The following is a 1,590-nucleotide window of genomic DNA, read 5'->3' as shown; positions in this document are numbered from 1 at the left end:
GACCCCGTGCCGTTCCGACAGATCGCGAAAATCTGTCGAAGGCGGGRTGGGTCCGGTGGCGGGGGTGTCCGCGGCATGGATGCCGCGGCCAAGCCCCCAWGGACGGGTTTACGGCGTCCCCCGCCACCGGACCCACCCCGCCATCCCGCAGGAAACCAGCTCTTGCTGTTGACGTTGCCGGCCAGCGGCCGGCACTACCGCTTCGGCGGGTGCAGGGCGCAGCCCTGCCGAGCAATACCCCCCTCGTGCACAATGAGGCCGACCCCGCCTGGACGCCGTCTCGATGTCGAGCAAGCCGTATTCAGAAGCCTGCGAACGCAACCGCGAACCGATCGCCGCTGCGCTCGACCCGTGGATGGGAGATCGCCACCGGGTGCTGGAGATCGGTAGCGGCACCGGCCAGCATGCCGCTTTCTTCGCCGAGCGCTGGCCATGGCTACGCTGGCAGCCCAGCGACCATCCGGATCATCTGCCCGGCATCGAGTCCTGGCGCGCGGAGGCGGCGCTGCTGAACCTGCTGCCGCCGGTGGTGCTGCAGGTGGAACTGCCGCCAGCGCCCGGCCTGAGCTTGCCGGAAGGCAGCATGTTCGACGCCGCATTCAGTGCCAACACGCTGCACATCATGAGCTGGCAGCACGTGCAGGCGCTGTTCGCCGCGTTGCCGCCCCTGCTGCGCCACGGCACGTTGCTGGCGGTGTACGGCCCGTTCAACTACGGCGGTCGCTACACCAGCGACAGCAATGCGCAGTTCGATGCGTGGCTGAAGGCGCGTGATCCGCGCAGCGGCATCCGCGATATCGAAGCGGTGCAGGCGCTGGCCGCAGACAACGGCTTTACCCGCTTGGGTGACGTGGCGATGCCGGCCAACAACCGCCTGCTGCTGTGGCGGTTGGGCTGATCAGGCGTCGGGCTGTTCAAACTGCCGCAGGCAGCGCTGACAGCTCATATCGATGGCATCGAGCAAGCGGTTCAGTACCGGGTGACAAATCCCCTCCGCGTGGAGTTCCGCATGTAACTGTCGCGCGAGCGCGGGAAGTTGGCTGGCCATGTCGAACAATCCAGACAGTGCCTTGTCTGCATCAAGTCTCATTGCCTCAGCGGTAGACCGCCAATCCATCAAGCGGACGTCCCACCAGCGGTAGTGGCTGCCAATCTTCATCGCCATCTTGATCTTGCGGTGCTGAAGTTCGGTGTAGGGCAGTGCACTGGAGATATCGTACAGAGGGGCAAGGCGGGCCCTTCCCTGGGCGCCTATCAGCAGCGAATAATTCTTCGCGTGCGCATCCGTGCCGCCGATGAGGTAGTTGAATTGCAGTGCCTGCAGCAGTGCCTCGACATCCGAGCGCGGTTGACTGGAATGATCCCATAGCGCTCGTGCAAGATCGGCAGGACCGGGTCCACCCTGATTCTGATACTTGATTTGGGGCATCACGCCCAGAGCCTGGCAGAAGTCTTCCTGGTGTACACGCTGCCATCCAGCCGCCGTACGTATGCGGTCGTATCGCCTTACGGAGATTGCCTGTGCGTCTTCCACGCAGATCATTTCAGCAAACGCGGCTGACATGCCAACGTGTCTGGCCAGACGTAGGC

At 64.3% G+C, this 1,590-nt stretch carries 2 protein-coding genes; one reads left to right on the top strand and one right to left on the bottom strand.

All coding sequences use genetic code 11. The features are described from left to right. The first annotated feature begins 283 nt into the window (after positions 1 to 283). Positions 284 to 898: a DUF938 domain-containing protein gene (locus AB4Y84_RS21210; protein ID WP_442243956.1), complete on the top strand. Its 615-nt coding sequence runs from the start codon at positions 284 to 286 to the stop codon at positions 896 to 898. Here the strand turns inward: AB4Y84_RS21210 and AB4Y84_RS21205 are convergent. Beyond that, positions 899 to 1,590: HipA domain-containing protein (locus tag AB4Y84_RS21205; protein WP_442250881.1), on the bottom strand; the 692-nt coding region annotated here is incomplete at its 5' end. It lies immediately after the preceding gene.

This window comes from Stenotrophomonas sp. 2YAF22 (genome assembly GCF_052114665.1).
Classification (GTDB): domain Bacteria; phylum Pseudomonadota; class Gammaproteobacteria; order Xanthomonadales; family Xanthomonadaceae; genus Stenotrophomonas; species Stenotrophomonas indicatrix.
The sequence above is the reverse complement of the archived record's forward strand: the minus strand, read 5'-3'. Positions and strand labels throughout refer to the sequence as shown.